The sequence below is a fragment of the Microtetraspora sp. NBRC 13810 genome, from assembly GCF_030268685.1.
In the GTDB taxonomy this organism is placed as follows: Bacteria; Actinomycetota; Actinomycetes; order Streptosporangiales; family Streptosporangiaceae; genus BSRQ01.
In genome coordinates, this window is sequence record NZ_BSRQ01000007.1 from 191,223 (window position 1) to 215,345 (window position 24,123).

Genomic DNA, 24,123 nt, shown 5'->3' on the forward strand with positions numbered 1-24,123 from the left:
GAAGCCGCCCGCCCGACGCGTGGGCGCGGGCGGCGGAGGACGGCGGGGGCGTGCTGTCGATCAACCATCCGGTCGCGGCCGACTGCGCCTGGCGGCATCCGATGCGGCGCCGGCCGCGGGCAGCCGAGGTGTGGCACCGGAGCTGGTGGGACCGCACCTGGGGGGCGCCGCTCGCCTGGGCGCAGGCGTGGTCCGCGGGCACCGTCATGCTCGGCGGCAGCGACTTCCACCGGCCTGGCGAGGGCGGCCCGCCCGGCGAGCCCGCCACCTGGGTGCTCGCCGAGGACCCCCGCTCCGCCACGGCGGTCGTCGGTGCCGTCCAGGCCGGCCGCACCGCCGTCTCGGCCGGGCCGGACGGGCCGCTGCTGCTGCGGCACGGCGGCGGATTTCTCGTCCGGGGCGGCGAGGGGCTGATCCTTTGGGGTCCCGGGCGGCGAGGGGCTGATCCTTTGGGGTCCCCGGTGGCGGGCCGTCGTCCGCTCGGCCAGGGCGGTGCTGCCCGCGACGCCGGGACCGCACCGGCTGGAGACGGATCGCAACGAGGTGATGGCCCTGTGCACCTGACTTCCGCGCGCCCGACCGGCCATGATGGAGGATCATGACAGTCACCGTGGCGGTCGCCGGGCTCGGCGTGGCCGCCCACGCGATCTACCTGCCGCTGCCGGCCAGGCGGGCGGACCTGTTCGAGGTGACCGCGGTGAGCGATCTCGACCCGGAGCACGCCGCCGAGGTCGGCGGCGGGCTCGGGCTCGCCCCGGCCCGCTGCTTCGCGGACACCCGCGCCATGCCGGCGGCGGACGGCTTCGGCGCGCTCATCGTGCTCACCTCCGGCACGCACGGCCCGCTCGTCGCCGAGGCGCTGCGCCGCGGCGTCGACGTGCTCTGCGAGAAACCGCTCGCCTACACACGTCGTCCGGATCCTCGCGGGCGCGTCCGGGCTTCCCATCGGAGGCGAGGCACGTGAACCCTGACGAGGCTCCCGAGATCGTCGTCGTCCCGCACACCCACTGGGACCGGGAGTGGTACCTGCCCTTCCAGCGGTTCCGCCTCGGCCTGGTGCGGATGCTCGACGCGGTCCTCGACGCCATGACCGCCGACCCCGGATACCGTTTCACGATGGACGGCCAGGTCGCCGCGCTGGAGGACTACCTGGAGATCAGGCCGGAGCGCCGTGACCTGCTCACCGCCCTGGTCGCCGAGGGGCGTCTCGCCGCCGGGCCGTGGCTCATCCTGGCCGACGAGTTCCTCTGCTCGGGCGAGACCCTCGTGCGCAACCTGGAGTACGGCATGCGGGGCGCGGCCGGGCTGGGCGGCGTCATGCGGGTGGGTTATCTGCCCGACCAGTTCGGGCACTGCGCCCAGATGCCGCAGATCCTCGCCGGCGCCGGGCTGGCGCACGCCTGCCTGTGGCGCGGCGTGCCCGCCGCCGTCGACCGGGACGCCTTCGCCTGGACCGGCGCCGACGGCACCGTCATCCGCACGCTCTACCTGGCCGGCGGCTACGGCAACGCGGCCGGCGTGTTCGGCGGCCCCGCCGGCGGCCTGCCCGACCGGCTCGGCGCCTTCACCCGGGCCATGCGCCCCTGGCGCCCGCACGGCCCTCTGCTCGCCATGTACGGCTCGGACCACAGCAGCCCCGGCACGAGCGCCGGCGGCCCGGGGCTGCGCCTGGCCACCCTGGCCGAATACGTCGCAGCCGAGCCGTCCGGCGTCGAGGGACTACCCGTCGTGCACGGGGAGCTGCGCTCGCACGCGCGGGCCGACATCCTGCCCGGGGTGCTCTCGGCCAGGATCCCCGCCAAGCGCGCCATGGCCCGCGCCGAGCGCGTCGTCACCCGCTACGCCGAGCCGCTGGCCGCGCTGTGGCCGGCCGACCGCACGGTGGGCGCCCGGCTGCTCGACATGGCCTGGCGGCGGCTGATCGCGTGCAGCGGCCACGACTCCATCACCGGCTGCGGCTCCGACGAGACCGCGCAGCAGGTGGCGGCGCGCATCGCCGAGGCGGAACAGATCGGCCAGGCGGTAATGGACATGGTCAGCGCCTCCCTGGCCGCCGGGACGGCCCGCGGCGACCTCGTGGTGGTCAACCCCTCGCCGCATCCGCGTACCGGGCTGGTCCTCGCCGACCTGCCGGAGGACCGGCCCAGGCTGGTCTCCGCGGACGGCACGCCGGTTCCCGTGCAACGCCTGGAGCTCGCCCCCACCCTCCTCGACGAGACCGTCATGGACGACCTCACCGCGCTTCTCGGCCGGGTGCACGAGAGCGAGCTGTTCGGCTTCGGGATCGTGTCGTGGTCGGCGCGGGACGGCGTGTTCACCGTCGTGGTGGGACGGCACGCCTCCGCCGGGTACGAGTACGCCGACCTGCGCGCGGACGTGCTCGCGGCGGCCGGTGCGCGTCCCGGGCCGTGGACCGTGCGCACGCTGGCCGAGCCGGTGGTCACCGTCGCCGCCCGGGTCACCGTGCCGCCGCTCGGCCGGGCCACCTTCACCGCCGTGCCGTGGACGCCCGGCGACTCCCGGGGGCACACCGGGACGCAGGCGATGTCCGGCGCGGTCTCCGGCGAGCTGGACAACGGGCTGCTGACCGTCTCCGTGGCCGCGGACGGGACGCTCTCGGTGCGCACGGCCGCCGGGCGGGAGCTGCGCGGGGTGGGCAGGATCGTGGACGGCGGCGACGCCGGGGACACCTACAACCACGCCCCGCCCGCCGCCGACCGCCTGGTGGACACCCCGGTGTGGGTGCAGGTCGAGGAGATCTGCTCGGGGCCGCTGGTCTCGGCGCTGGAGATCACCCGTGGCTACGCGTGGCCGGTCCGCGGCGCGGACGGGGGCAGGTCGGCGGAGACCGCGGCCGTGACCGTCGTCACCCGGGCCGAGCTGCGCGCCGGTGAGCCGTTCCTGCGCCTGGAGACCGCGTTCGACAACCGGTGCGCGGACCACCGGGTCCGCTGGCACTGCCCGCTCCCCGGAACGGTCGCCGAGTCCTTCGCCGAGGGGCAGTTCGCCGTCGTGCGGCGCGGCCTGTCCGCCGAGGGCGGCGGCGGTGAACGGCCGATCCCGACGTTCCCCGCCGAGGGGTTCGTCTCGGCGGGCGGGGTCGCCGTCCTGCTCGACCAGACCACCGAGTACGAGGTCCTCGCCCCCGCGGGCGCCGGATCGGAACTCGCGCTCACCCTGGTCCGGTCGGTGGGCTACCTGTCACGCAACCGGAACGCCTACCGCGACGAACCGGCCGGACCGCAGGTGGCGACGCCGGAGGCGCAGTGTCCCGGCATGATCACCACCCGCTTCGCCGTGTGCCCGCACGGGGGGGCCTGGCACGAGGCGGGGCTGCCCCGGCTGGCCGAGGAGTTCCGGCACGACCTGCTCGCCGTGCCCGGCTCCGGGCCGGCCGGGCCGCCCGCCCCGGAGCCGGCCGGGCCGGTGGCGCTGAGCGGCGAGGGCGTGGTGATGGCGGCGCTGCGGGAGCGTGACGGCGCCCTGGAGGTGCGGCTGGTGGCCGAGCATCCGGTGGCCACCGAGGCGGTGCTGCGCGGCGCGTTCACAGCCGCGTACCGCGCGGATCTGCTGGGCGTGCGGGGTGCGCGCCTGCCGGTCGCGAACGGCCCGGAGGCGGCGCTGCTGCTCCCCCTGCGCCCCTTCGAGATCGCGACGGTTCACCTGGTCTCCGGCGACCCGGGGTGACGGGTCCTCCCCCTCGTCGTCCGCCTCGGCCGCCGTGCGGGCCGGGCGGAGGTCATGACGCACCGCGCCGGTACGGTGGTCATGATCCACATATGCCGCTCATGGCGGGCTCGCGCCGGAAGCACCCCTCAGGGCCGCCCGCCCGTCCGTCGGGCGCGCACCCGCGTCCCCGGCCGCGGAGACCTCCCGCGGACCGGGCTCCTTGCGAGCCTCCGGCGATCCCACCTCTCTATGACCGCCCTCGCGCTTACTCTCCGCCCTTTTGCACGTAGCTGCGCACGAACTCCTCGGCGTTCTCCTCGAGAACCTCGTCGATCTCGTCCAGGATGGAGTCGACGTCGTCGGTGAGCTTGTCCTGACGCTCCTGGACATCGGTGGACGCCTGGACGTCGGTCTCCTCGGTCTCGCCCTCGCGGCGGGTCGTCTGCTTCTGGCCGCCGGTGTCCTTGGTTGCCATGTCCTACCTCCAGTCGGGGGACCTCTCTGATTCCTATCTTCCCCGAACCGGCGGACATTTCGCGCGGACGGACCCGCGATCTTCCCGAGATTGACGGCCCGCGGAGGCCCTCACCAGCCCCAACAACCCCGCCCATCCCTCCCCCGCACCCGTAACCGAACGCTTTTCGATCACGTTCTCCCTGGTCAGAGCCCGGATGCCCGTGCTGGGCGGGCCTTCGGCGATGCGTGCCACGCCCGCGCCGGTACGCTGCTGTAGGGCGTGGGATCGGTGAGAGTCCTCCCAGCCGATCGTTGAGACTTCTTACGGAGTGTGTCCCGCGCGAGGAGACAAGTGCACGCAATCGTGAACCGTTCCAGCCAAAATAGGACTGTGATGGCTGTGGGGCCCGGTTTCAGAGTGAAACGGGTGGTTCATGTATGAGGATGATGCACAACTGCTCGGAGGGCGCTACCGCCTGCTGTCCCCCATCAGACGGGGCGGGACGGGGATCATGTGGCGGGCGCACGACGGGCGGTTGCGGCGTGACGTGGCGATCAAGGAGGTCCAGCCGCAGTTCCGGGCGAGCGGGTTCGACCTGTCCAGTGCCCGCCGCCGCGCGCTGCGCGAGGCGCGGGCGGCGGCGAGGCTGAGCCATCCGGCGATCATCACGGTCCACGACCTGCTGGAGGAGAAGAGCCGGCTCTGGATCGTGATGGAGCTCCTGGAGGCGCTGACGCTCAAGGAGACCGTCAAGCACGTGGGGTCCCTCCCGGTCCACTGGGCGGCCTGGATCGGCTTCCAGCTGCTCTCCGGGCTGCGGCACGCGCACGGGGAGGGCGTGCTGCACCGGGACATCAACCCGGCGAACATCCTGCTGACCGGCGACCGGGTGGTGCTGGCGGACTTCGGCATCGCCGCGCTCAACGGCGACCACAGCTCCACCCGGACCCCGCTGGACTGCTACACGGCGCCGGAGCGGCTGCGCGGCGGGCCGGTGTCGCCCTCCGCGGACCTGTGGTCCTTCGCGGCGTGCCTGTACTTCGCGGTGGAGGGCAGACCGCCCTTCGCCGGCGAGTCCGCCTCGGCGGTGCTCTCGGCGGCGCTGAAGGGCGAATGGCAGCCGCCGGTGAAGGCGGGCCCGCTGGCCGCCGTCATCGACGGCCTGCTGCCGAGCGACCCCGCCAACCGCATCTCGGCGGGACAGGCCGGCCAGTTGCTGACGGAGATCCTGAAGCAGGAGGGCATCCCGATGGCGCCCTACCGGCTGCCCGCCGTCGAGCTGCCGCCCGACGCCTTTACCATGTAGATCAAAGGCGTCGGGCGACGCCGTACGCGTCGTGGCCCGATCCGGGGACCGCTCAGGTGTCGCCGGTGAGGGCCGCGACGAGGTCCGCGGCCGTCCGGCAGCGGTCAAAAAGCTCCCCCACGTGCGCCTTGGTGCCGCGCAGCGGCTCCAGGGTGGGCACCCGTTGCAGGGAGTCGCGGCCCGGGATGTCGAAGATCACCGAGTCCCAGGAGGCGGCGGCGACCGCCTCGCTGTACTGCCGCAGGCAGCGGCCCCGGAAATAGGCCCGGGTGTCGGTGGGCGGCTGCTCGATGGCCCGGTCGATCTCCTCCTCCGAGACCAGGCGCTGCATCCGCCCGCGGGCGACCAGCCGGTTGTAGAGCCCGCGCTCGGGACGGATGTCGGAGTACTGGAGGTCGACGAGCTGGAGGCGGGGATGGGACCAGGCGAGCCCGTCCCGGCTGCGGTAGCCCTCCAGCAGCTCCAGCTTGGCCACCCAGTCCAGCTCCCTGGACAACTGCATCGGGTCCTCGGCCAGCCGGGTGAGCACCGACTCCCAGCGGTCCAGCACGTCCTTGGTGACCTCTTCGACGCCGCCGCCGCTGCGCTCCTCCACGTATTTACGGGCCTGCTCCAGATACTCCATCTGGAGCTGGATCGCGGTCAGCTTGCGCCCGTCGCGCAGCTGGATCTCGTACTTGCAGGACGGGTCGTGGGAGACCGCCCGCAGAGCGGCCACCGGGTTCTCGACCGCGAAGTCGCGGGTGAGGAAGCCGTCCTCGATCATGGCGAGCACCAGCGCCGTGGAGCCCAGCTTCAGGTAAGTGGAGATCTCCGACATGTTTGCGTCACCGATGATGACGTGCAGCCTGCGGTACTTCTCCGGGTCGGCGTGCGGCTCGTCCCTGGTGTTGATGATCGGCCGCTTCAGCGTGGTCTCCAGCCCGACCTCGACCTCGAAGAAGTCGGCGCGCTGGCTGATCTGGAAACCCTCGCCGCGCGAGTCCTGGCCGATGCCGACCCGGCCGGCGCCGGTGACGACCTGCCGGGACACGAAGAACGGGGTCAGGTGCCTGACGATGTCGGCGAACGGCGTCGCCCGCCGCATCAGGTAGTTCTCATGGCAGCCGTAGGAGGCGCCCTTGTTGTCGGTGTTGTTCTTGTACAGCTGGATGGGCGCGTTGGACGGGACCGCCGAGGCGCGGACGGCCGCGTCGTGCATCACCCGCTCCCCCGCCTTGTCCCAGATGACCGCGGCCCGCGGGTTGGTGCACTCGGGCGTCGAGTACTCAGGGTGGGCGTGGTCCACATAGAGCCTGGCGCCGTTGGTCAGGATGACGTTGGCCAGCCCGAGATCCTCGTCCGTGAGCTGGCTGGGATCGGCGACTTCGCGGGCAAGATCGAAGCCGCGGGCGTCGCGCAGGGGGTTTTCCTCCTCGAAGTCCCACCGTGCCCGGCGTGCCCGTGCCGCGGAGGCGGCGAGGTAGGCGTTGACGACCTGGGAAGAGGTCACCATCGCGTTCGCCCCCGGCTGACCGGGCACGGAGATTCCGTATTCGGTCTCGATGCCCATCACCCGCCGTACCGTCATGCGCACCCTCTGTTCGTCTGGGGCTTGTCGTTCCGCCTTATATATCCCCGAGCCTAGACCCTTCACCATGAGGTGCGGCCAGACAGTTATGCCACAGATGCTTTTGCCCCCGTAGGCCCGGATCAAGCGGCGTCGCCGGGAGGTATTACGGCACGGGGGTCCGCTCGCCGGTCCTGGCGGACGGCCGCGACTCCGCGCGCCGGGTCCCCGCGCGCCGCGGCCGGGGCCGGAAGAGGCGCTGCACCGGGTGTTCCACGAGCCGGTAGACGGCGTAGGACAGCAGGCCGGCGGCCAGCACGGTGACGGCGGCCACCGCCCACGGCGGCAGCGAGTCGCGCAGCGCGGGGATGAGCAGGACGGCCACCGGCGAGTGGAACAGGTACAGCGGATAGGTGACGCCGCCCAGCCCGGTCAGCCGGAACCTGCGCAGGCCGGAGAGCCCGCCGAGCGCGGCCACCGTCATGACCGCGAAGATGGCCGTGATGGCCGCCACGACCATCCAGTCCTCCACCGGCATGGCCGCCTTCCCGGCGAGCTCCACCCGCCCGGCGACCCGCTCGACGGCGGAGCGCACGGCCAGGGCGTAACCGGCGGCGAGGAAGGCCCACAGCGGCCAGGAGGGGCGGAACCGGTGCATCAGGTAGAGCGCCATGCCGGCGATGAAGTAGGGCGCGTAACCCGGCATGAACACCATCTCGGTCACCGGGTCGCCCAGGTATCCGGCGAGGAGGGCGCCGGCCAGCCAGATGCCCATGAAGGCCAGGCAGCGCCCCAGGGTCACGCCGGCGAGGACGAGGAGCGCGATCAGGAGGTAGAACCTCAGCTCCACCCACAGCGACCAGTAGACGCCGTTCGCGTCGCCCACCTCGAAGGCGCGCTGCAGCATGGTGAGGTTGACCGCGTACTCGCCCGGGGTGAGCTTGGGGTCCAGCGCGGCCGCCCCGGTCAGGCCGTACAGCGCGGCGACGGCCAGCACGCTCAGCCAGTAAGCCGGGTAGAGCCGCACCAGCCGGGACCGGGCGAAGGCGCCGAGCCCGCGGCCCCAGACGGTCATCAGGATGACGAAGCCGCTGATCATGAAGAACAGCTCCACGCCCAGGATGCCGAGCCCGGCGAGCGGCGCCACGGCGGGGAAGAGCGTGCTGGGGCGCTGCCCCCAGATGGAGGCGAAGGCGACCAGGTAGTGGAAGGCCACCACGGCGAGGGCGGCGGCGAACCTCAGCAGGTCGAGCTCGGCGAGGCGGCCCTGGCCCGTGGCCTGCCGAGCCGGGGCGGCGGTCACCCGGCGGCCGGGAGAAGGTGTTCGAGCACGCCCCTTTGACGATCAGTCTCGGCCGGCGGGTTCCACAAATTTCACATCTGTCACACCTGTCGCGAAAAACACAGTGGCGCGGCCCTCCGGAGAGGACCGCGCCACGCGCGTCGATCTAGCGAGACATCACAGGTATTGACCGGTGTTGGCCACCGTGTCGATGGACCGGCCGGCCTCGGTGCCCTGCTTGCCGGAGACCAGCGTGCGGATGTAGACGATCCGCTCGCCCTTCTTGCCGGAGATGCGGGCCCAGTCGTCCGGGTTGGTGGTGTTGGGCAGGTCTTCGTTCTCGGAGAACTCGTCCACGCAGGCCGCGAGCAGGTGTGCCACCCGCAGGCCCTTGCGGCCGGTCTCCAGGAACTCCTTGATCGCCATCTTCTTGCCGCGGTCCACGATGTTCTGGATCATGGCGCCGGAGTTGAAGTCCTTGAAGTAGAGGACTTCCTTGTCACCGTTGGCGTAGGTCACCTCGAGGAAGCGGTTCTCCTCGCTCTCGGTGTACATCCGCTCGACGACCCGCTGGATCATCGCCTGGACGGTGGCCTCGCGCGAGGAGCCGTGCTCGGTCAGGTCGTCCTGGCCCAGGGGGAGGGTGGAGGTGATGTACTTCGAGAAGATGTCCTTGGCCGCCTCGGCGTCTGGCCGCTCGATCTTGATCTTGACGTCCAGCCGGCCGGGCCGCAGGATCGCCGGGTCGATCATGTCCTCGCGGTTGGAGGCGCCGATGACGATGACGTTCTCCAGGCCCTCGACGCCGTCGATCTCGGAGAGGAGCTGGGGGACGATCGTGTTCTCGACGTCGGAGGAGACGCCCGAGCCACGGGTCCGGAAGATCGAGTCCATCTCGTCGAAGAACACGATCACCGGGGTGCCCTCGGAGGCCTTCTCCCTGGCCCGCTGGAAGACCAGGCGGATGTGCCGCTCGGTCTCGCCGACGTACTTGTTGAGAAGCTCCGGGCCCTTGATGTTGAGGAAGAAGCTCTTGCCGGACTGGCCGGTCTTCTCCGCGACCTGCTTGGCCAGGGAGTTGGCGACGGCCTTGGCGATGAGCGTCTTGCCGCACCCGGGCGGGCCGTAGAGCAGCACGCCCTTCGGCGGGCGCAGCTCGTGCTCCCGGAACAGGTCGGCGTGCAGGTAGGGGAGCTCGATGGCGTCCCTGATCTGCTCGATCTGCCGGGAGAGACCACCGATTTCCTGGTAGGAGATGTCCGGGACCTCTTCGAGCACCAGCTCTTCGACCTCGGACTTGGGAATGCGCTCGTACACGTAGCCCGAACGTGGCTCCATCAGCAGCGAGTCGCCGGCACGGACCGGCTGGTCGAGCAGCGAGTCGGCCAGCCGGACCACCCGCTCCTCGTCCGCGTGCGAGATCACCAGTGCCCGCTGGCCGTCCTCCAGCAGTTCTTTGAGCATCACGATCTCGCCCACGGTCTCGTAGCCGAGCGCCTCGACGACGTTGAGAGCCTCGTTGAGCATGACCTCCTGGCCACGCTTGAGGGACTCCAGATCGACCGCAGGGCTGACGTTGACGCGCAGTTTACGGCCGCCGGTGAAGACCTCCACCGTGCCGTCGTCTCGTGCCTCAAGGAAGACGCCGAAGCCGGACGGCGGTTGCGCCAGCCGGTCGACCTCCTCCTTCAGGGCGACAATCTGGTCCCTGGCCTCCTTGAGAGTGGCCACAAGGCGTTCATTCTGGCCGGTCACCGCCGTCAGGTTCGCCTGTGCCTCATGGAGACGCTCTTCCAGGACCCTGGCCTGACGGGGAGACTCCGCCACCTTCCGACGCAGCGCGGTGATCTCCTCCTGGAGGAAGGAGACCTGTGTTGTGAGATCGGCGACCTCCCGTTCGCGCTGCGCGGCTCGAGCCTCAGCGTCATCGCGAGCTGCCACGCCCCGTCACCTCCTTCCCAGTCAAGAGCGACTACTAATGACCCTACCTATCTCGGGGCTATCCGTAACCTGGCCGGGCAGTGTTCGTCTAGTTACAACCGGTGTTCGGCGATTAATCCCCAATAGTGCGTTTAGTACTGGCAGCATATGAACACGCCGGTCTGTTCCCGTGTCGAGGCTGTTTCACCGTTGTGGCTGAATCGTCACCTTCACGGAGTGCTGGATTCCTCGCCATAAGACCCCTTCGCCGGACGTCTACGGCGGGGAGGTGGCGTCACCCCGTCCGCCATGCGACGGGCGGTGACGACGAACCCGGTGTGCCCGACCATCCGGTGGTCGGGGCGAACCGCGAGCCCTTCGACATGCCAGTCGCGGATCAGGGTCTCCCACGAATGAGGCTCGGTGAAACTCCCGTGATCCCTGAGGGTTTCGACAGTACGCGACAGCTGGGTGGTCGTGGCGACGTAACAGCAGATCACGCCGCCGGGGGTCAGCGCCTTCGCCGCGGCGTCGACGCACTCCCAGGGGGCCAGCATGTCCAGCAGCACCCGGTCCACGTCCGCCTCGTCGAGCGCGGCGACGAAGTCGCCCACCACCAGGCGCCACTGGTCCATCGGGCCGCCGTAGAACTTCTCCACGTTCTTCTTCGCGACCTCGGCGAAGTCCTCACGGCGCTCGTAGGAGGTGACCCGGCCGCTCTCGCCCACCGCCCGCAGCAGGTAACAGGTCAGCGCGCCGGACCCCACGCCGGCCTCCACCACGCGGGCGCCGGGGAAGACGTCGGCCATCCCGACGATCATCGCGGCGTCCTTGGGATAGACGACCGCGGCCCCGCGCGGCATCGACACGGCGTAGTCCTTCAGCAGGTGGCGGAAGGCGAGGTAGGCGGTGCCGCCCGAAGAGCGCACCACGGACCCCTCGGGGCGGCCGATCAGGTCGTCGTGCGGGATGGACCCCTTGTGCGTGTGGAACACTCCGCCCTCACGCAGCGTCACCGTGTGCCGCTTGTCCTTGGGGTCGGTGAGCTGAACCTGATCTCCGGGCTGGAAGGGCCCGTGCCTGCGAAAACCCATGCCGACAGGTTAGTGGCGTTCGGGCGCGGAAATGATTCGCGCACACCGGGCCATCCTGGTAGCAATGGGGAGTGTTCACCCCAGAGGTCATTTCCACCGGGCCGGTCCGGCTCCGCCTGCCGCGCGAGGATGACGCCGACGCGATCACCCGTGCGTTCACCGACCCGCTCATCACCCGTTTCATCGCCGGCGCCCCCGTGCCGTACGTCCGGGACGACGCGCTGGCCTTCGTCAAGACGGCCGCGCAGTCCTGGGACCTCGGCGGCGCGCAGTTCGCCGTCGCCGACCCGGAGACCGACGAGTGGCTGGGCGGCGCCGGGCTCAAGCCGGTCGACGGCCAGGGCACCTACTCGATCGGCTACCTGGTGGCGCCCTGGGCGCGTGGCAGGGGCGTGGCCTCCGCGGCCGCCCGCGCCCTCACCGAGTGGGCGTTCGAGCACGGCGCGGCCCGCATGGAGCTGCTCGCCGACATCGAGAACGTGGCGAGCCAGCGGGTCGCGCACGCGGCCGGGTTCCAGCGCGAGGGCGTGCGCCGCGGCTGGGAGCCGCGCCGCGACGGCCTTCGGCACGACATGGCGGCCTTCGCCAGGCTGTCCGGCGACGCCGGCCATCCGATCCGGCCCTACCTGCCCTTCCTGCCCGGCGGCTCGCTCACCGACGGCGTCGTACGGCTGACGCCCATCACCGTGGCCGACGCCACCGGCTTCCACGAGATGCTGTCCGACCCCGACGTGCAGAAGTACCACGTGCCGCCGGAGGCGCCGCCGTTCGACGACCTGGTGGCGCGCTGCCGCAAGACCGGCATGTGGTGGCTGGCGGGCGAGAGGGCCGAGATGGCCGTCCTCGACGCCGGGACCGGCGAGTTCGCCGGCCACATCCAGCTCGCCCAGGTGCTGCCCGGGCTGGGTCAGGCCATGCTGGGCTACTCGCTGCTCGCCGCCTTCCGCGGCAGGGGTTTCGCCACCCGGGCGGTGAACCTGCTGATCCGGTGGACCTTCGAGCACACGGAACTGGCCAGGGTCATCGCCGGCACCGACCCCGGCAACGCCGCCTCCCACCGGGTGCTGGAGCGCACCGGATTCGCCCGGGAGGCGCTGCTGCGCGACTTCCTCCCCGGGCCGGGCGGTGTCCGCAAGGACGACCTCCAGTGGGTCCACCTGCGCCCGTGACCGCCCGTTGACCCGGGAGACGCGCCGCCCGGACCTTCCGTGACTACACTCCGTGTTCATATGATAACGACATGGCAACGCTTTGGCCGTTCGTTGGACGGGAGGAAGATCGCGAGCGGATCGCCGGGATCATCGGGTCCGGCCGGCGTGGCGGGGTCATGGTGGCCGGACCCGCCGGGATCGGCAAGAGCAGGCTGGCGGCGGAGGCGGTCGCCGGGCTGAGCCCCCGGCGGTTCCACGTCGTCACCGTGCGTGCGACCCGGGCGGCCTCCGCCATCCCGTACGGCGCGCTGGCCCACCTGCTGCCCGCCGACCTGCCGCCCACCGGCAACCCGCTGCGCCGGGCGGCCGACGCCGTCGCCGCGCGGGCGGGCGGCCTGCGTCCCGTCCTCGACGTCGACGACGCCCACTTGCTGGACCCCTCTTCGGCGGCGGTCGTGCACAATCTGCTCTTCCGGTCCAGGGCCGTCCTGGTGGCGACCGTCCGCACCCCCGGGCCCGTGCCCGACCCGGTGACGGCGCTGTGGAAGGAGGGCCTGGTCACCCGGCTGGACCTCGCGCCGCTGCCGCCGGAGCGCGCTCACGAGCTGCTGGCGGACGTCCTCGGCGGCCCGGTCGAGCCGGAGACCGCCGCCAGGCTGTGGCGCGCCGCCGACGGCAGCATGCTGTTCCTGCGCGAGCTGGTCTTGGCCGGGCTGCGGCAGGGGGCGTTCCGGCCGGAGCGGTCGGGGTGGCGGCTCCGCGGCGGCCTGCCGATGTCGCCCCGGCTGGCCGAGCTGATCGGGCTGCGCCTCGGCGGGCTCGGCGAGGCGACCGCCAGGGTGCTGGAGCTGACCGCGTTCGGCGAGCCGCTCGGCCTGGCGGTGCTGCTGCGGCTCTGCCCGCGGGAGGCCGTGGAGGAGGCCGAGACCCGGCGGCTGATCCGGGTCCGCGGCGAGCCCGGCGACCAGCGCGCCACCCTGGCCCACCCCCTGTACGGCGAGGCCGTCCGCACCGGCTGCCCCGCCACCCGCGCCGCCCGCCGCCACCGCGAACTCGCCGAAGCCACCGCCCCCACCACCCCGACCACGGCCACCAGCGCCGGTGCCGGTGGTGCCGGTACCGGTGCCGCCGGTACCGGAGCGGGGACCTGCTCCACCGCCGCCGGAACCGGTACGGGAACCACCAGTGCAGGAAGCGAGCCCCGGGTCGTCGGCACCGGCCCCGGTAGCGGAACGGCCGGCACCGGGACCTGGGCCGCCGACGCCGGAACCGGTACCGGAACGGCCGGAGTGGGAAGCGGGAGCTGTGCCGCCGGTGCGGGAGCCGGTACCGGAGTCGCGGATAGCGCGGGGGCCGGGGGCGTTGGTGCCGGTGGAGCGGGGGCGGGCCCTCTGGTGGGGCCGTACCGGCTGGTGTTGTGGCGGCTGGAGGGCGGGATCGCGCAGGAGCCGGCGACGCTGCTGGAGGCCGCGCGGCTGGCCTGGGCCGCGCACGACCACGCCGTGGCCGAGCGCCTCGGCAGGGCCGCCGTCGCCACCGGCGGCGGACCGGCCGCGGGACTGCTCCTCGCCGCGATGCTCGGCTACGCGGGCGAGCCGCAGGAGGCGGAATCCGTGCTCGCGTCGATCGCCCGCCCGCCCCGCGACGACGCCGGACGGGCCCTGCTCGCCATCTCCCGCGCCCACAACCTCGACTGGGGCCTCGGCCACCACGACGAAGCCATCCGACTGGCCGAGGAGACCCTGACGACGCTCCACGACCCCGCCGCCCGCCAGGAGATCCTCGCCTACCGGGCAAGCCAGTCCTTCTGGACCACCGGCCCCGCCCAAGCCTCCACCCTCGCCACCGAAGCCCTCACCCCCACCACCCCACCCCCCACACTCGACACACCCCGCACCCGCACAAAGCCCCAGACCGGGACACCCCCCACCCCCACAAAGCCCTTGACCGAGGCATCCCCCACCTCAGGCCCCTCGGCCGAGCCGTCTTCCACCCGCAGGGAGCCCTTGACCGAGGCACCCCCCGGGGAACACCGGACCGGGAGAGCCCCCGCCCTTGCGGCGTCCCTGATGGAGGCGTCCTCCGCCCCGGCTTCTGCGCCTGGCCCTGCTGGAGCGCGGAGCGAGGTACCGGCCGCCCCTCCCCGGGTGGCGGCCGACGGGACGCCGGTCCCTTCGGGTTGGGCCGGGTCGCCGCGCGGGCCGGTGCCTGGCGGGGTGTCGGGGCGGGGGGTGGCCAGGGCGCGGGCGGTCCGGGTGCTGGCGGACGGGCATGCGGGGCGGTGTGCCGCCGCGGTGGAGATCGGGTTTCCGCTGCTGGCCGAGGGGTCGTCCTGGGGGGAGGAGATCCAGGACGTGCAGCCCGCGATCATGCCCGCGATCCGGCTGGGGACGACCTTCGCCTGCGTCTTCGCCGGTGACCTGGGGCGGGCGGGGCGGGCGGCGGCGGCGCGGGTGCGGGCGGCGGTGGAGGAGCCGTTGTGGCATCTGGACGAGATGGCGTCCTGCGCGCTGGCCGCGCTGGTGGCCAGGCTGTCCGGGCGGGTCGGCGAGGCGGTGCGCCGGGGCCGGGAGGCAGCGGGACACGCGCGGGGCGAGGCCGCGGCGCTGGGGCCGCCGGCGTACGGCGAGCTGGCGCACGCCCAGGTGCTGGCGGGCGACCTGGAGGGGGCGCGCCGGTCGCTGGACCACGCCGCGCTGCTGACGCTGCCCGGGACGACGGTCCTGGCCTGCTGGGCCGGCCTGGCGCGGCCGTGGCTGGCCGCCGCCTGCGGCGACACCCCGCGGGCGATGGAGCTGTCCCGGGCGTCCTGCTCGGAGGCGCGCCGCCTCGGGCTGCTCGGGCTGGAGATGCTCGCCCTGCACGACGCCGTACGGCTGGGCGCGGGTTCGTGGGCGGCCGAGCGGCTGGCGGAGATCGCCAAGGCCCACGACGGCCGCCTGGCGCCCGTCTGCGCGGCGCACGCGCGGGCGGCGGTACAGCGGTCGGGGCGGGACCTCGAGGCGGTCTCGCGCGACCTGGAGGCCCTCGGGCAGCCGCTCGCCGCCGCGGACGCAGCCGCGCAGGCCGCGAGGGCCTACCTGGGCGCCGGCCGGGCCACCGCCGCGCGGACGGCCTCGGCCCGCGCGTGGGCGCTGTCCGAACGCGCGGACGGCGCCAGGACCCCGGCCCTGGCCGATCTGCGGGCCCCGGGGCTGACCCGCCGTGAGCGGGAGATCTCCCAGTTGGCCGTCGAGATGACGAGCGCGGCCATCGCCCGGCGGCTCAGCCTCTCGGTCCGTACCGTGGACAACCATCTGAGCAACATCTTCACCAAGCTCGGCATCGGCTCCCGCGCCGAACTCGCCCGCGTCCTCGGCACCGGCCCCCACACACCGCCCGCGAACGGCACGCCCCCCTGGCCCCGACAGCCTTGAACCGGCCGTCACCGCCGAGCAGCCCAGCCCTCGCCGCTCCCGCCGTCACCGCCAGGCAGCCCAGCCCTCGCCCCTCCCGCCGTCACCGCCAGGCAGCCCAGCCCTCGCCCCTCCCGCCGTCACCACCGGGCGGACCACGCCCCTCCCGCCGTCACGCCCGGCGGCGGAGGACAGCACCGTCCCCCCTGCCACCACAGGACGGCCGGGGGACGCCGCCATCACGACACCCGGCGAAGGTCGCCACCGTCGCGGTCCGAGACGCCGTGGCCCTCCCCCGCCGTCGCGGGCAGGCGGCGGAGGGCGGCAGGCGGGGCGGGGGTCAGTCGGTGCCGAACTTGGTGCGCAGGCGGGCGAAGGCGGTGTCGGTGGCCTGGAGGGCGCGGTCGATGTCGGCGTCGGTGTGGGCGGCCGAGAGGAACCAGTTGTGCCAGGGATGCAGGTAGACGCCCTCCTCCAGGCAGGCGGCGGACCAGTACATCGCCTTCTCCAGGGTGGCGTCGCCCTCGAAGGACAGCCAGGGGATCTGCACCGGACCGGTCTGGTTGACGGTGAAACCGTGGGCGGCGGCCTGGGCGGCGAGCCCGGCACGCAGGCGGGCGCCGGAGCGCTCCATCACGGCGGGGCCGTCGATCTCGCGGAGGGTCTCGATCGTGGCCTTGGCGGCGGCCATGGCGACGGCGGAGAACCAGAAGGAGCCGGTCGAGTAGAGCGTCTGGGCGGCGGAGCGCAGCGCGTCGGTGCCGGTCACCGCGGCGATCGGGTAGCCGTTGGCCATCGCCTTGCTCCAGGCGGTGAGGTCCGGCCGCACCCCGAGCGACTCCCAGCTGCCCCGCAGGTCCAGCCGGAAGCCGGCCCGCACGTCGTCGATGACCAGCGCGGCCCCGATCCGGTCGGCCAGTTCGCGCGCCCCGCGGGCGAAGGACGCGTCGACGAGCTCCTGGTCTTCGAAGGAGTCGTGTTTGAAGGGGGTGGCGATGACGGCCGCCACGTCGCCGTCCACGGTCGCGGCGGCGGCCTGGAGGCCCGCCAGGTCGTTGTAGGGGTACTCGACGATGTCGGCCCGGTCGCTGGGGGTGGTGCCGGCGAGGCTGGGCGTGCACCAGGGGTCGGCGCCGTGGTAGGCGCCGTGCGCGACGAGCACCTTGGCGCGTCCCGTGGCGGCGCGGGCCACCATGAGCGCCTGGGTGGTGGCGTCGGTGCCGTTCTTGGAGAACATCGCCCAGTCGGCCGAGGGGATCAGGTCCACCAGGAGCTCGGCGAGCTCGACCATGACCGGTCCCGGGCCGTTGAGGCAGTCTCCCGACGCGTGCTGGGCCGCGGCGGCCGCCTCCACCCGGGGGTGGCGGTGGCCCAGGATGACCGGCCCCCAGCTGCACATCAGGTCGACGTACTCCCTGCCGTCGGCGTCCCACTGGCGGCAGCCGTCGCCGCGGACGAAGAACTGCGGGAATCCGGGGCCGAAGATGGCGGCGTTGAGGTGCCCGTACATCCCGCCGGGGATGACCTTGGCGGCTCGTTCGCGAAGCTCGGCGTCGGTCATGTCAGATCCCTTCCAGGGTGAGGTCGTCGAGCCCGGCGTCGGAGCCGAGCCCCTGCGCGACGCGGGCCGCCACCGCCGTGCCGGTCTCCGCGGCGCTCACCGGATCCCGTCCGGCGAGCAGGCCGGCGATGAACCCGGCGCAGTAGGCGTCGCCGCAACCGGTGGTGTCCACCACCGGCACGTCGAGGGCGGGCACCCGGACGGCGCCCCCGCCCGTCACCACGAGGCTCCCCGCGGCGCCCTGGGTGACCAGCACCCCCGACGGGCCGGCGGCGAGCAGCTCGGCGGCGGCCGTCTCCGCGTCGCCGGCGCCGGTCATCATGAGCGCCTGCTCCTCGTTGGGCAGCAGATAGTCGACGTAGGGGAGGAAGTCCCTCGCCGCGCGCACCAGGTCCGGCATGTTGGACAGCAGGTCCATGGTGACGACGGCGCCGTTCTCCCGCGCCCTGCCCAGCAGCGCGAAGAAGTCCGGGTCGTACAGCCCGAAGGTCGCGTCCATGCCGCCGAGGTGCAGCACCCGTGCGGCGGCGACCCGTCCCGGGTCGAGGTCGGCGAGGCTCAGCCCGAGGTTGGCGCCGGGCGCGTGGAAGGACGGGCGGCCGCCGTCCGGCCTGATGGGGAGGATGGAGGCAGCGGTCTGCTCGCCGGGTTTGCGTACGACGCCCGAGACGTCCACGCCGCGCCGTTCCATGATCATGAGGAGGAAGTCGCCGAGTTCGTCGCCGCCGACGGCGCCGAGCGAGGCGACCGGCACGCCGAGCCTGGCCAGCGCGACCGCGGTGCCGGCCGCGGCGCCCGCGGCGGTGATCCGGACCTGTTCGACCAGGTGAGTGTCCTGACCGGCGGGGATCGACTCCACCGGCCGGGCGAGGACGTCGACGATGTGCACCCCGAGGGTGACGACGGCCATGGCGCTCCCTCCGCTTGCCTCCCGCACGGGACCGGCGCGGCCCCGGTACGGCTCGCACGGGCCCAGGGCGGCCCCGTACGGCTTCCGCACGGCCCTGAGGCGTCCCGCGCGGACGTTGATGGGATAATAGACGGGCGCCCGATTACCAAGTCAACGGCCACGGGGGAACCGATGCCGAAGAACGTGAACCATGACGAACGCCGCGAGGAGGTCGTCGACGCCGCCCGCCGGATCATCCTGCGCGACGGACTGGAGGCGGCCACCACCAGGGCGATCGCCAGGGAGGCGGGATACTCCAACGGCGTGCTGGCGCACTACTTCGCCGACAAGGACGACATCCTGCTCTCCGCGTTGCGCTCGTCGCACCGGCGGATCGTGCACCGGCTGCGCCGCAAGCTGGCCGGGCGTACCGGGCTGGCCGCCCTGCGCGAGCTGCTCCTGGACAACCTGCCGCTCGACGAGGAGCGGGCCGCGGAGACCGGCCTGGAGATGGGGTTCTGGAGCCGCAGCCTGAGCAGTCCCGCCCTGCTCGCGGTGCAGCGGCAGGAGGCGGCGGAGCTGCGCCACCTCGTGCGGAGCCTGCTCGGGGCCGCCGCGAGCAGCGGGGAGATCGCCACCGGGGACGACCTCGACGACGTCACCGAGCGGCTGCTCGCGCTGGTCGACGGGCTGAGCGTGCACCGGCTGCTGTATCCGGACCGGGCCGGCGCGGACCGGCTGGAGCGGCTGCTCGACGCCGAGCTGAACCGCCTGCGCCCCGGCGCCTGAGCGCCGCCCCGCGCCGGTCGCGACGCCGCGACCGGCTGGGTGGCCCCGACTCAGCAGACAGGCTCAGCAGACGGGTTCAGCAGGCAGGTTCAGCAGACGGGTTCAGCAGGCAGGGGCGGGGCCTCAGGGCACCATGGCCTGGAGGCGGTCGGCGAGGTTCGCGGCGGTGGGCCGCTTGGCCAGGTCGCCGATGCAGGCGTGCACCACCTCGGCGACCTCGGGGTCGAGGTCGGGGTTCACCATCGGCGGGGTGCTGTAGACCTTGCGCAGGGTCAGCAGCGTGTCGTGGGTGGGCAGCTCGCCGTACAGGCCGGTGCCGGTGACCGACCAGTGCAGCGTGGCGCCGAGCGACCACACGTCGCCCGCGGCGGTGGGCTTGTCGCCCTGGAGCAGCGCGGGGTCGGTGAACTCGACCGAGCCGATGCCCCCCATCCCGGTCACGGTCGCCCCCGGCGTCAGCACCTGGGACAGCCCGAGGTCGGACAGCTTCCCGCCCTCCCCGGCGAGCAGCACGTTGCCCGGCGTGATGTCGCGGTGCACGATGCCCGCGTCGTGCAGCGCCTGCGCCGCCCTGGCCGCGCAGGCGATCGCGCGGACCGCGACCTCGCGCGACGGCGGCTCCGACGGCCTGGCCAGCGACCCGTCGGGGAGGTACTCCATCGAGTAGTAGAACACCCCCGCCTGCTGACCGGCGTCGTACAGCGTGACGAGGAAGGGCGAGCGCACGGCCGCGAACGCCTTGAGCTCCCTCGTCGCCCGCCGGAACGCCTCCTGCCCGGTCCCCCCCACCACCTTGACCGCGACGTACTCCGCGTCCACCGGCAACCGGCCCGGCCGCTTGGCCAGGAAGAACTCCCCGTGGTTGCCCGCCCCCAGCGAGCGGACGAACTCGTAGTCGGCGATTCCTTCCACTGACGCCTCCCTCCCCTGCCCGCATCCGTTGTTCTGTCGCGGCGGGCGTCCCCCACACGGTAACGTCACCATGGTCATTCTTGGGGAATTCTTTGCCTTTACGGGAAGTGTAGCGATGCTCAAAGTCGACGTGTTGCTGCTCGATCTCGTCATCGTGCTCACGGCCGCGAGACTTTTCGGCGCGCTCGCGAAGAGGCTGGGCCAGCCGCCGGTCATCGGCGAGATCGTGGCCGGCATCATACTCGGCCCCACCCTTTTGGGACCCTGGCTGGGGGATGAGCTTTTCGGCCCCGATATGCGCCCGCCGCTTCAGGCGCTGGCCAATGTCGGCCTGGTGCTCTTCATGTTCGTGGTCGGCCTGGAACTCGACCAGAAACTGGTCCGCGGCAAGGGCCGGCTGGCCGCGACGGTGGCGGCGGGGTCCACGTTGCTGCCGTTCGTGCTCGGGCTGGTCCTGGCGCTCGCCCTGGCCGAGGACCACGCGAACGGGCGCACGCTGCCGTTCGTGCTGTTCATGGGCGCGGCGATGGCCGCGACCGCCTTCCCCGTGCTGGCCAGGATCCTCACCGACCGGGGGATGCACCGCACCACGCTCGGCGGCCTGTCGCTCGCCTCCGCCGCGGTCATCGACGTGCTCGCCTGGACCGTGCTGGCCGTGGTGGTGGCCATCGCGGGCGCCGGCGAGGCCGAGGGCCAGTGGATGGTGCTGCTCGCGGTGCCGTACGCGCTGGTGATGTTCTTCGTGGTGCGGCCGCTGCTGGCCCGGCTGGTGCCGGCGTTCGAGCGGGCGGGGCGGCTGACCCCCGGCCTGCTGTCGATCGTGCTGATCGGCCTCCTCGCGTCCTCGTGGCTCACCGAGTGGATGCACGTGCACTTCATCTTCGGGGCGTTCCTCTTCGGGGCGATGATGCCGCGGGAGGCGGCCGAGCGGCTCAACCACGAGATCCTGGAGCGGCTGGAGCACCTCGCCGTGCTCCTGCTGCTGCCGATGTTCTTCGTCGTCGCCGGGCTCAACGTCAACCTGCGCGAGCTCGACGTCTCCAGTGTCGGCACGCTGGCCGCGATCCTCGCGGTGGCCATCGGCGGCAAGCTCATCGGCTCCTACGCGGCGGCGCGGACGCAGCGGCTGCCCAACCGGCAGTCCTGGGCGCTCGCCACCCTGCTCAACACGCGCGGCCTGACCGAGATCGTGATCCTCACGGTCGGGCTGCAACGCGGGGTGCTCGACGAGGAGCTCTACTCCCTCATGGTGGTGATGGCGCTGGTGACCACCGCGATGACCGGGCCGCTGCTGCGGCGCGTCTACCCCGACCGGCGGGTGGCCCGCGAGATCGCCGAGGCCGAGCGCGCGGCGCTCGGCGTCACCGCCGCGCACCGGGTGCTGACCGTGGTGCCCGCCCAGCCCAGCGAGGGCACGCCCATCGTCGACCTCGCCGCCGGCCTGGCCAGGGCGAAGGCCCCGGCCGAGGTGATCATCGGTCATCTGCACGCCTACCCGGCCGGGCGGCTGGAGGTCGGCACCGGCCTGTCCTTCGAGCTCGCCGAGATGGCGGAGAGCATGCAGGATCTGGAGCACCTCGCCGCCCTGGCCAGGGCCACCGGCGCCGAGGTGCGCGTGGTGAGCCGGTTCTCCTCCGACACCGCCGCCGAGATGCCCACGCTGGTCGCCTCCGCCCAGCCCGACCTGCTGCTGCTCCCGGCGGACGCGCCCGGCTACGAGACCATCAGGGCCGACGCCGTAGGCCGGGTCGTCACCGTGCTGCCCGGCGCCTTCGGGACGGCGGCCCAGGTGGAGGCCGCGTCCGCGGAGGCCACGGGCGTTCCGGGGCCGCTGCTGCCCGGGGCGGACACGCCGATCGCGGTCCGGCACGGCTCGGCGGACGCGCCCGCGCACGTGGCGCTGACCCTCGCCCTCACCGAGCGGCGCCCGCTGGTCGTGGTGGGCGGCAAGGCCGCCGCCGGCCTCGCCCAGCGGCTGGCCCGGCTGGGCGTCGAGGCCACGGCCGCCGCCGAGCCGCCGTACGGCGCGGCGGTGGTGGCGCTGGACGCCCCGGGCGCCGCCCACGGCGACGCCCACCTGCTGGTCCGCCCGGAGCAGGACGCCGACCCGGTGGACTGGACCGCCGCCGTCGCCGCCCTGCAGCCCTCCCCCGCCTGAGCCGGTCCGCCGCATGGAAACGCCCTCGGCCATGGTCGGCCGAGGGCGTTCGGGTGCCGCGGGTCAGCGGTTGCGGTGGGACTCGTAGCGCATGGTGCGGGACACGCCGATCCGGACCGTGGTGCCGGGGGCGATGGAAACCGGCTCGTTCGGCGGGATGTCGTAGAAGTTCGGGTCGCCGGGCGGCTGGATCTGCGTGCCGTTCACCGAGCCGAGGTCGACGAGGTTGACGTCCCAGCCGTCCAGGGCCACCCGGAGGTGGCGGCGGGAGACCGAGCCGTCGGGGCTGGTGACCTTGGCCGGTCTGGCGGAGCCGGAGGCGACCTCGGCGGCCCGCTCCGGGTCGCGCCCGAGCAGGTAGTCGGTGTCCAGGCGCAGGGTCATGCCGTCGTCGAGCAGCAGGACGCCGAGCGGCGGCCGGGGGCCCTTGTACGGCACCAGCGTGCGCTGGACGAGGGCGATGCCGCAGACGGCGCAGAACGGCACGCGCGGGTCGTTGAAGTGGTCGTTCTTGCAGTCGACGCCGTAGACGAGGGGCCGCGCCTCGGGCTCGGCGGCCTCGGCGGGCGCCTCGGGCTCCGGCTCCTCCGCCTGGTCGGGCAGCAGCAGGTAGGACTCGAAGTTCTCCGGCGCTCCGTTGGGCGCCTGCTCGGCGTCGGGCACGTGCGCGGGCTCGGCGTGTCCCTGCGGCGGCAGCAGCTCGCCGGTGACCGGGGGCGCCACGGGGAAGGGGTCCGACGGCGGCGGGCCGTACCCGGGTCCGGGCTGCGGCGGGGACGCGTGGTCGGGGCCCAGCGGGTACGGCGGCGGGGACACCGATGGAGACACCGATGGGGACACCGATGGGGACACCGGCGGGGACGCCTGCCTGGCCCGCTCGGGCTCCGGCGCCTGCCCGTGCACCGCGCCGGCCAGGCGGTCGGGGGCGGGCTCCGGCGCGGGCCCGGCCGCCTGGCCGGACCCGGAGCCCGGGGTGGAGCCGGGGGTGGAGCCGGACATCGAGCCCGGCAGGGCTTCGGACATGGCGTCCGGGACGTGCGCGGCCCGCTCGGCGGGGGCCATCCCGGAGTCGCCGGCTTCGGAGAGGTCGCAGATCACGCCGCCGCCGACGACCACGCCGCCGTCGAGCCTGACCTGCGGGTGCACCTGGCCGGCGCCGGGCAGGCGCAGCTCGACGCGGTCGACGGGGCCGGGCACGAGCCGGTCGGTCCAGGTGAGCGCGTCGCGGCCGGCGAGGCTCACCTCCCCGCCGGAGGCCGTGACCGTGGCGGACGCCTCGCCGCTGACGAGCACGGCGACCCCTCCCCCGGTGGGCCCGGCGATCGCGCACGACGCGGGCTCCGCCGTCATCCCGCGGGCGAGCACCTGGGCGGTACGGCGGGCCAGGACCCTGCCGTCACCGCCCGCCGCCGCGGTCTCCCTGACCGCCGCCAGCAGCTCCGACACGACGGCCTCGGCCGCGTCGCATACCAGGAGCAGGCCACCCACATGGGCGACCAGCCCGTTGCCCGGAAGCGGACGCACCACTCCGAAGCCCTGGTCGGTCACAGAACTCTCCCTCCCCGGAAACGCCACCTGATGAACGGCACCCGCATCGGTCCGTTGGCCGTCAGCCAGACGCAGATCCAGACCACCACGAAGTGGGTCCAGAACTGGCCGGCCGTCGGCACCGGGTCGATGAAGCTCGCCACACCGGACCGTAGCAAAAAGAACAGCAGCAGACCTTCAGGGATAAGGGTGAGCAGACCGAACGACGTCGGCCAGTCCTTCTCCCACCGGAACTGCATGAGGAAGTGGTAGAGGAACTCCCAGAGAACTCCCAGGATCGCGACGGACGCCAGCACCAGGAACCCGCTGACGTAGCGCGGGCCGATCGGGCCCGAGGCGCCAGGGAGCACGGGCACGATGAGGAGCGTGATGATCACGCCCACGGTGGCGAGGAGGAACAGACGTGTCTGGATACGTCCGAACAGGGTGGGAACCACGGCTGC

General features: G+C 73.1%; 18 protein-coding genes. 8 read left to right on the forward strand and 10 right to left on the reverse strand.

Translation table 11 applies throughout. From position 1 onward, the window contains the following. The first annotated feature begins 50 nt into the window (after positions 1-50). Genes QSK26_RS16445 through QSK26_RS16455 form a run of 3 tightly spaced genes read left to right on the forward strand, consistent with a single transcriptional unit; the run spans position 51 to position 3,687 of the window. Positions 51-602 (forward strand): CehA/McbA family metallohydrolase domain-containing protein, encoded by a 552-nt coding sequence (locus QSK26_RS16445; RefSeq protein ID WP_285776009.1) that lies wholly within the window; start codon positions 51-53, stop codon positions 600-602. Further along, on the forward strand, positions 599-964 hold the full coding sequence (locus QSK26_RS16450; RefSeq protein WP_285776010.1) for a Gfo/Idh/MocA family oxidoreductase: 366 nt from the start codon (positions 599-601) through the stop codon (positions 962-964). The genes QSK26_RS16445 and QSK26_RS16450 overlap by 4 nt, the downstream gene beginning before the upstream one ends. Beyond that, on the forward strand, positions 961-3,687 hold the full coding sequence (locus tag QSK26_RS16455) for a glycoside hydrolase family 38 N-terminal domain-containing protein (protein ID WP_285776011.1): 2,727 nt from the start codon (positions 961-963) through the stop codon (positions 3,685-3,687). The genes QSK26_RS16450 and QSK26_RS16455 overlap by 4 nt, the downstream gene beginning before the upstream one ends. A gap of 247 nt (positions 3,688-3,934) precedes the next feature. On the opposite strand, the gene QSK26_RS16460 is transcribed toward QSK26_RS16455, so the two are convergent. After that, positions 3,935-4,144 (reverse strand): ubiquitin-like protein Pup, encoded by a 210-nt coding sequence (locus tag QSK26_RS16460; protein WP_285776012.1) that lies wholly within the window; start codon positions 4,142-4,144, stop codon positions 3,935-3,937. Between the two features lie 415 nt (positions 4,145-4,559). Here QSK26_RS16460 and QSK26_RS16465 point away from each other — a divergent pair, with 415 nt between their 5' ends. Beyond that, positions 4,560-5,432 carry a serine/threonine-protein kinase gene (locus QSK26_RS16465; protein WP_285776013.1) on the forward strand — a complete coding sequence of 291 codons (873 nt, stop codon included), beginning with the start codon at positions 4,560-4,562 and terminating at the stop codon, positions 5,430-5,432. A 52-nt stretch (positions 5,433-5,484) separates the two neighbouring features. Here the strand turns inward: QSK26_RS16465 and dop are convergent, their stop codons facing one another. From dop to QSK26_RS16485, 4 genes are all read right to left on the reverse strand, one after another. Then, complete coding sequence (gene dop, locus QSK26_RS16470; protein WP_285776014.1) at positions 5,485-7,002, reverse strand: depupylase/deamidase Dop; 1,518 nt, start codon at positions 7,000-7,002, stop codon at positions 5,485-5,487. Positions 7,003-7,147: 145 nt separating this feature from the next. Continuing rightward, on the reverse strand, positions 7,148-8,284 hold the full coding sequence (locus QSK26_RS16475; protein WP_285776015.1) for an acyltransferase family protein: 1,137 nt from the start codon (positions 8,282-8,284) through the stop codon (positions 7,148-7,150). 156 nt (positions 8,285-8,440) lie between these two features. Further along, a complete protein-coding gene (gene arc, locus QSK26_RS16480) occupies positions 8,441-10,204 on the reverse strand; it encodes a proteasome ATPase (protein WP_285776016.1) in 1,764 nt (587 codons plus the stop codon). A gap of 209 nt (positions 10,205-10,413) precedes the next feature. After that, positions 10,414-11,277 (reverse strand): tRNA (adenine-N1)-methyltransferase, encoded by an 864-nt coding sequence (locus tag QSK26_RS16485; protein ID WP_285776017.1) that lies wholly within the window; start codon positions 11,275-11,277, stop codon positions 10,414-10,416. A 71-nt stretch (positions 11,278-11,348) separates the two neighbouring features. Between QSK26_RS16485 and QSK26_RS16490 the strand changes: the two genes are divergently transcribed. Next, positions 11,349-12,446, forward strand: coding sequence for a GNAT family N-acetyltransferase (locus QSK26_RS16490; RefSeq protein WP_285776018.1), 1,098 nt, complete (start codon positions 11,349-11,351; stop codon positions 12,444-12,446). A gap of 71 nt (positions 12,447-12,517) precedes the next feature. Then, a complete protein-coding gene (locus QSK26_RS16495; protein ID WP_285776019.1) occupies positions 12,518-15,844 on the forward strand; it encodes a LuxR C-terminal-related transcriptional regulator in 3,327 nt (1,108 codons plus the stop codon). Positions 15,845-16,163: 319 nt separating this feature from the next. On the opposite strand, the gene QSK26_RS16500 is transcribed toward QSK26_RS16495, so the two are convergent. Both QSK26_RS16500 and QSK26_RS16505 read right to left on the reverse strand, forming a co-directional pair. Further along, on the reverse strand, positions 16,164-17,384 hold the full coding sequence (locus QSK26_RS16500; RefSeq protein ID WP_285776020.1) for an aminotransferase class III-fold pyridoxal phosphate-dependent enzyme: 1,221 nt from the start codon (positions 17,382-17,384) through the stop codon (positions 16,164-16,166). A 1-nt stretch (position 17,385) separates the two neighbouring features. Next, entirely contained in the window at positions 17,386-18,294 is a 909-nt protein-coding gene (locus tag QSK26_RS16505) for a carbohydrate kinase family protein (protein ID WP_285776021.1), read from the reverse strand. A 171-nt stretch (positions 18,295-18,465) separates the two neighbouring features. On the opposite strand from QSK26_RS16505, the gene QSK26_RS16510 reads away from it, so the two are divergent. Further along, positions 18,466-19,062 carry a TetR/AcrR family transcriptional regulator gene (locus QSK26_RS16510; RefSeq protein WP_285776022.1) on the forward strand — a complete coding sequence of 199 codons (597 nt, stop codon included), beginning with the start codon at positions 18,466-18,468 and terminating at the stop codon, positions 19,060-19,062. A 123-nt stretch (positions 19,063-19,185) separates the two neighbouring features. Here QSK26_RS16510 and QSK26_RS16515 read toward each other — a convergent pair whose 3' ends face one another. Continuing rightward, positions 19,186-19,974 carry a serine/threonine-protein kinase gene (locus QSK26_RS16515; RefSeq protein ID WP_285776023.1) on the reverse strand — a complete coding sequence of 263 codons (789 nt, stop codon included), beginning with the start codon at positions 19,972-19,974 and terminating at the stop codon, positions 19,186-19,188. A gap of 115 nt (positions 19,975-20,089) precedes the next feature. Between QSK26_RS16515 and QSK26_RS16520 the strand changes: the two genes are divergently transcribed. Beyond that, complete coding sequence (locus QSK26_RS16520; protein WP_285776024.1) at positions 20,090-22,132, forward strand: cation:proton antiporter; 2,043 nt, start codon at positions 20,090-20,092, stop codon at positions 22,130-22,132. Between the two features lie 63 nt (positions 22,133-22,195). On the opposite strand, the gene QSK26_RS16525 is transcribed toward QSK26_RS16520, so the two are convergent. Then, positions 22,196-23,680, reverse strand: coding sequence for an FHA domain-containing protein (locus tag QSK26_RS16525; protein WP_285776025.1), 1,485 nt, complete (start codon positions 23,678-23,680; stop codon positions 22,196-22,198). Continuing rightward, entirely contained in the window at positions 23,677-24,117 is a 441-nt protein-coding gene (locus QSK26_RS16530) for a hypothetical protein (RefSeq protein WP_285776026.1), read from the reverse strand. Before QSK26_RS16530 ends, QSK26_RS16525 begins: the two co-directional genes overlap by 4 nt. Positions 24,118-24,123 lie beyond the last annotated feature (6 nt).

Excerpts from the sequence above, each read along its gene's own strand:
- QSK26_RS16450 (WP_285776010.1), top strand. The coding sequence starts at position 599 with ATGACAGTCACCGTGGCGGTCGCCGGGCTCGGCGTGGCCGCCCACGCG.
- QSK26_RS16460 (WP_285776012.1), bottom strand. The coding sequence starts at position 4,144 with ATGGCAACCAAGGACACCGGCGGCCAGAAGCAGACGACCCGCCGCGAG.
- QSK26_RS16465 (WP_285776013.1), top strand. The coding sequence starts at position 4,560 with ATGTATGAGGATGATGCACAACTGCTCGGAGGGCGCTACCGCCTGCTG.
- dop (WP_285776014.1), bottom strand. The coding sequence starts at position 7,002 with ATGACGGTACGGCGGGTGATGGGCATCGAGACCGAATACGGAATCTCC.
- QSK26_RS16485 (WP_285776017.1), bottom strand. The coding sequence starts at position 11,277 with ATGGGTTTTCGCAGGCACGGGCCCTTCCAGCCCGGAGATCAGGTTCAG.
- QSK26_RS16495 (WP_285776019.1), top strand. The coding sequence starts at position 12,518 with ATGGCAACGCTTTGGCCGTTCGTTGGACGGGAGGAAGATCGCGAGCGG.
- QSK26_RS16500 (WP_285776020.1), bottom strand. The coding sequence starts at position 17,384 with ATGACCGACGCCGAGCTTCGCGAACGAGCCGCCAAGGTCATCCCCGGC.
- QSK26_RS16505 (WP_285776021.1), bottom strand. The coding sequence starts at position 18,294 with ATGGCCGTCGTCACCCTCGGGGTGCACATCGTCGACGTCCTCGCCCGG.
- QSK26_RS16510 (WP_285776022.1), top strand. The coding sequence starts at position 18,466 with ATGCCGAAGAACGTGAACCATGACGAACGCCGCGAGGAGGTCGTCGAC.
- QSK26_RS16520 (WP_285776024.1), top strand. The coding sequence starts at position 20,090 with ATGCTCAAAGTCGACGTGTTGCTGCTCGATCTCGTCATCGTGCTCACG.